The organism is Streptomyces sp. WM6386, from assembly GCF_000972385.1.
Taxonomy (GTDB): Bacteria; Actinomycetota; Actinomycetes; order Streptomycetales; family Streptomycetaceae; genus Streptomyces.
The window spans coordinates 1-5,393 of sequence record NZ_JXTE01000136.1 but is presented as its reverse complement, the minus strand read 5'-3'; the positions used below and the strand labels follow the sequence as shown (position 1 = coordinate 5,393).

The following is a 5,393-nucleotide window of genomic DNA, read 5'->3' as shown; positions in this document are numbered from 1 at the left end:
CCCCCACCCCCTCCCCCGCCTCCCATCGCAGGAAGCGGCCCCTGTCCCGTCGTGGCGTGATCGGGGCCGCCGGCGCCGTGGCCGCCGGGGCTGCCCTGACGCCGGTGGTCTTCGCCGCCACCGACTCCGACTCCGGTTCGCAGGACAAGGCCTCCGGTACGACGCCGGAGAAGTTCCCCGTCACCCGCTCCGACGCGAGCACCGGCGCCGGCGCGGCCGCCCCCGCCTTCGCCGCCTCCTACGTCGGGGTCCGCTGGGCCGGCGAGCGGGACGGCGCCGCCCTGCGCCTCCCGGACGGTGACTGGCAGACGCTGAGCGGCGGCTGCGCGACCGTCGACGACGGGGGCACGGCCCTGGTCGCGGCCGGCGCCGCCACGTCGTACGAGGTGAAGGCGGCGGACGGTACGACGGACGTGAGCTCGCTCGCGATCGACACCACCGACGGTCCGAGGCGTGCCTTCCAGGTCCCGTCCGAGCCGACACGCGTGCGTGGCGTGCGCTACCTCTCGCGGCCGGCGTGGGGCGCGGACGAGTCGAAGCGGTACAAGAACGGCGCGGTCAACTCGCCGGAGAAGTACTACGCGTTGCAGACGATCACCGTCCACCACTCGGACACCCCGAACGGCGACGCCGACCCCGCCGCGACCGTCCGGGCGATCTACGAGTACCACGCGGTCACCCTCGACTGGGGCGACATCGGCTACCACTTCCTGATCGACGAGGCGGGCACCGTCTACGAGGGCCGCTACTCCGGCGACGACAACGTCCCCGCCTTCAACCCCGACGGCGACCTCGTCACCGCCTTCCACACCTCCGGCTTCAACTCCGGCAACCTCGGCATCGCGCTCCTCGGCACCCTCACCGACCAGGGCCCGACGGACGCGGCCAAGGCCTCGCTGGTCCGCCTGATCAAGGTGATCTCCCGGTTCAAGGGCCTGGACCCGCAGGCGAAGACCACCTTCACCAACCCGGTCAACGGTGTGACCAAGGACGTCGAGACGGTCAGCGGCCACCGCGACTGGCTCCAGACCGACTGCCCCGGGCAGACGATGTACGACCTGCTGACCGAGGTACGGGCGGCGGCCGCCCGCTGACCCACCTGCCGTGGACGTGACGCGGCCACGTCGATCAAGGGAGTCTCCGCGTCCGGGCAGCGGACCGGTGCGTTTGAAGGCCTGTGGGTGCGCCCGACTACCCTGGAGGGTCGAGCATCCCCCTTGTCAGGAGAGAAATGGCCGTCAATCTGGTCAATGTCGAGAACGTCAGCAAGGTGTACGGCACCCGTGCCCTGCTCGACGGCGTCTCGCTCGGCGTCTCCGAGGGCGATCGCATCGGTGTCGTCGGCCGCAACGGCGACGGCAAGACCACCCTGATCCGCATGCTCGCCAAGCAGGAGGAGCCCGACACCGGCCGCGTCACCCACTCCGGCGGGCTGCGCAGCGGTGTCCTCACCCAGCACGACTCCCTGGACTCGGCCGCGACCGTCCGGCACGAGGTCATCCGGGACCTGGCCGACCACGAGTGGGCCGGCAACGCCAAGATCCGCGATGTGCTGACCGGGCTCTTCGGCGGCCTCGACCTGCCCGGCTTCCCGCAGGGCCTGGACACCGTCATCGGCCCGCTCTCCGGTGGTGAGCGCCGCCGGATCGCGCTCGCCAAGCTGCTCATCGAGGAGCAGGGCCTGCTCGTCCTGGACGAGCCGACCAACCACCTCGACGTCGAGGGCATCTCCTGGCTCGCCCGGCATCTGCGCGAGCGCCGCTCCGCGCTCGTCTGCGTCACCCACGACCGCTGGTTCCTCGACCAGGTCTGCACGCGCATGTGGGACGTGCAGAAGGGCGACGTCTTCGAGTACGAGGGCGGTTACTCCGACTACGTCTTCGCCCGCGCCGAGCGCGAGCGCATCGCCGCCACCGAGGAGACCAAGCGGCAGAACCTGGTCCGCAAGGAGCTCGCCTGGCTGCGCCGGGGCGCCCCCGCCCGGACGTCCAAGCCGCGCTTCCGGGTCGAGGCGGCCAACGAGCTCATCAAGGACGTGCCGCCGCCGCGCGACAGCAGCGAGCTGATGAAGTTCGCCTCCTCGCGACTCGGCAGGACGGTCTTCGATCTGGAGGACGTGACCGTCCAGGCCGGCCCCAAGGTGCTGCTCAAGCACATCACCTGGCAGCTCGGCCCCGGCGACCGCATCGGCCTCGTCGGCGTCAACGGCGCGGGCAAGACCTCGCTGCTGCGCGCCATGCGCGAGGCCTGGCGGACCGAGGGCGAGACCCAGCCCGTCGGCGGCCGGGTCGCCGTCGGCAAGACGGTCAAGCTCGCCTACCTCTCCCAGGAGGTCGCCGAACTCGACCCGACCCTGCGGGTCCTCGAGGCGGTGCAGCGGGTGCGCGAGCGCGTCGACCTCGGCAAGGGGCGCGAGATGACCGCCGGACAGCTGTGCGAGACGTTCGGCTTCAACAAGGAGAAGCAGTGGACGCCGGTCGGCGACCTGTCGGGTGGTGAGCGGCGCAGGCTCCAGCTCCTGCGTCTCCTCATGGACGAGCCCAACGTCCTCTTCCTCGACGAACCCACCAACGACCTCGACATCGAGACCCTGACCCAGCTGGAGGACCTCCTCGACGGCTGGCCCGGCTCGATGATCGTCATCTCCCACGACCGCTTCTTCGTCGAGCGCACCACCGACCGCGTCTTCGCCCTCCTCGGCGACGCCACCCTGCGGATGCTGCCGCGCGGTATCGACGAGTACATCGAGCGCCGCCACAAGATGGAGGAGGCCGCGGCCGCCGCCGCACCGGTCGTCCAGAAGACCGCCGCGTCGGTGAGCGCCGCCGACCAGCGGGCCGCCAAGAAGGAGCTCCAGAAGATCGAGCGGCAGCTCGACAAGATCTCCGACAAGGAGACCAAGCTGCACGCCCAAATCGCCGAAAACGCCACGGACTTCGCGAAGGTGGCCGAACTCGACGCCGCGCTCCGGGACTTGGCCGCGGAGCGCGAGGAGCTGGAGATGCGCTGGCTGGAACTCGCCGAGGACGCGTGAAGGCTGCGTGAAGGCGCGCTGCATCTTCCCGGGGGATAACCCCCGGACCCCCAGCCGAAAGACGGGTCGGACCGCGTGATCGGCGCGGACGCTGCGAGGCGAACCTGAGTAACAAGGAGACCAAGCTGCACGCCCAGATCGCCGAGAACGCCACGGACTTCGCGAAGGTGGCCGAACTGGACGCCACCCTTCGGGGCTTGGCCGGTGAGCGCGAGGAGCTGGAGATGCGCTGGCTGGAACTCGCCGAGGATGCGTGAAGGCTGCGTGAAGGCGCATAACAGAGGCGTCACGGGCCGGTCCTCCCTTGGGTACAGGGGATGATCGGCCCGGGTTCCTGTCAGTCCCGGGTGATAGAAAGAGCCGTCTGAGAACTTTCTGAGTACGACTCTGAGTCCGTTACGTACCTCAGGGCGTGGCTAAAAATCAGTGAACGAGGGGGAACGCGCTGATGACTCAGCCGCCCAACCAGCCGCCCGGCTTTGGAGCACCGCAGGACCAGCCGCCGCAGGGCGGCTTCGGCGCGCCGCCGCCCCCTGCGGGCCCGCCGCAGACGCCGCCGCCCCCGCAGGGACCGCCGGCGGGTGCACCCCAGCCCGGTTACGGCTACCCCCAGCAGCCGCCCTCCGGTCCGTACGGCCAGCCGCAGCAGCAGCCGGGGCCGTACGCCCAGCCCCAGCAGCCGGGCCCCTACGGCCAGCCCGGTCCCTACGGGCAGCCCCAGCCGCCCGGCCCCTACGGCCAGCCCGGCTACGGCTACCCGCCTCAGCCGCAGTACCCCGGCGGCCCCGGCACCCCGCCGTCCGGCTCGCGCAACCCCTTCAAGGGCAAGCCGGCCCTCGTCATCGCCGCGGCCGTGGCCGGGCTGCTGGTGGTCGGCGGCACCGTGTGGGCGGTAGCGAGCGGCGACGACGACCCGAAGAAGCCGGTCGCCAAGGAGAGCGGCAGCGCCAAGCCGTCCGCCTCCGACGACCCGGTCAACCCCGGTTACGGCGACGGTGGCGGCGGCGAGGAACAGACGGACCTCAACGAGGGCCGCCAGTCCGGCGAGTCGAAGGTGCTCTGGTACAAGGACGCGCCCGACGCGCCCGGCAACGGCGCCGACGCCCCCGGTATGTGGATCACCGACAAGACCGCGGTGAAGGCGGCGTACAAGCAGCTCTTCGCCTACAACGTCGGCGACGGCAAGCCCACCTGGGCCCCGATCACCTTCGACCAGAAGATCTGCGCGACCACGCCGCAGCAGACGGCCGCCGGCAAGATCGTCGTGGCCTACATGAGCGGCAGCAGCGACCGGGCGGAGTGCAACAAGCTCCAGGAGATCGACCTCAACACCGGCGAGAAGGGCTGGAGCGGCGAGGTCGCCGACGGCGAGCTGTTCGACAGCACCCTCCAGATCGAACTGTCCATCACCGGCAAGACGTTGCTGGTGGGACGCTCGATGTCGGGCACGGGGTACGACGTGGAGAGCGGCAAGAAGCTCTTCGACAAGGCGAAGTACGGCGACGCCTGCTTCCCCAGCGCCTTCGCGGGCGGTGCCAAACTGATCGCCGTCTCCTCCTGCGACGCCTCCGGTGACAACGAGCACGACGAGGTGCAGGAGCTGGACCCGACGACCGGCAAGGTCAAGTGGACCCAGAAGTTCGACAAGGGCTGGCGGGTCGCGCGCGCCTACTCCCTCGACCCGCTGGTCATCTACAGCACCAACGAGGACAAGAACAGCTGGAACATCTCCACGTTCACCGACGGTGGCAAGTTCCGCTCCCAGGTCGCCTTCGACGAGGACTTCGCCCCCGCCTGCGACTGGGCGATCTTCGCGCGTGACCTGACGGGCTGCACGGGCGCCGTCGCCGACGCGGACACGCTCTACCTGCCCACGGATGCCACCTCCAGCGCCAACGAGATCGTGGCGATCAACCTCTCCAACGGCAAGGAGAAGTGGCGCGTCAAGTCCCCGGCGGACGAGGCGATGCTGCCGCTGAAGATCGAGAACGGCAAGCTGATCGCCTACGTCCAGCCGTCGTACGACGCGGGCGGCCAGGTCGTCTCCCTCGCCACCACCGGCTCGAACCACAAGCCGGCCAAGCTGCTCCAGAACCCGGCGGGCATCGCCGACATCGAGGACGGCTTCTACTCCAAGGCCATCGACTGGGTCGACGGACGCTTCTACCTCTCGACCACACGGCTGAGCGGCAACGACGACACGCAGGAGAAGTTGATGCTCGCCTACGGCAAGTAGCCCCTCGCCCGTCACGTTCCCGCCGTCGTCCCTACTTCCCGAGGTACCCGCGTCATGACCCAGCCCCCGCCCCCGCCGCCCAACCAGCCCCCGCCCGGGGGTGGTTTCGGCCCGCCGCAGGAC

3 protein-coding genes and 1 pseudogene are annotated in these 5,393 nt (G+C 70.2%); all 4 read left to right on the top strand.

Annotation, left to right across the window (positions count from 1 at the left end; genetic code table 11):
• Window positions 1-1,094: N-acetylmuramoyl-L-alanine amidase (locus TN53_RS39915; protein ID WP_234441815.1), on the top strand; the 1,094-nt coding region annotated here is incomplete at its 5' end.
• 137 nt (window positions 1,095-1,231) lie between these two features.
• A complete protein-coding gene (locus tag TN53_RS39910) occupies window positions 1,232-3,034 on the top strand; it encodes an ABC-F family ATP-binding cassette domain-containing protein (RefSeq protein ID WP_046263761.1) in 1,803 nt (600 codons plus the stop codon).
• 113 nt (window positions 3,035-3,147) lie between these two features.
• Window positions 3,148-3,291 (top strand): annotated as a pseudogene (locus TN53_RS49680) (hypothetical protein); the annotation flags it as partial.
• Between the two features lie 191 nt (window positions 3,292-3,482).
• A complete protein-coding gene (locus TN53_RS39905; protein WP_046263760.1) occupies window positions 3,483-5,270 on the top strand; it encodes a PQQ-binding-like beta-propeller repeat protein in 1,788 nt (595 codons plus the stop codon).
• Window positions 5,271-5,393 lie beyond the last annotated feature (123 nt).

Excerpts from the sequence above, each read along its gene's own strand:
- TN53_RS39905 (WP_046263760.1), top strand. The coding sequence starts at position 3,483 with ATGACTCAGCCGCCCAACCAGCCGCCCGGCTTTGGAGCACCGCAGGAC.
- TN53_RS39910 (WP_046263761.1), top strand. The coding sequence starts at position 1,232 with ATGGCCGTCAATCTGGTCAATGTCGAGAACGTCAGCAAGGTGTACGGC.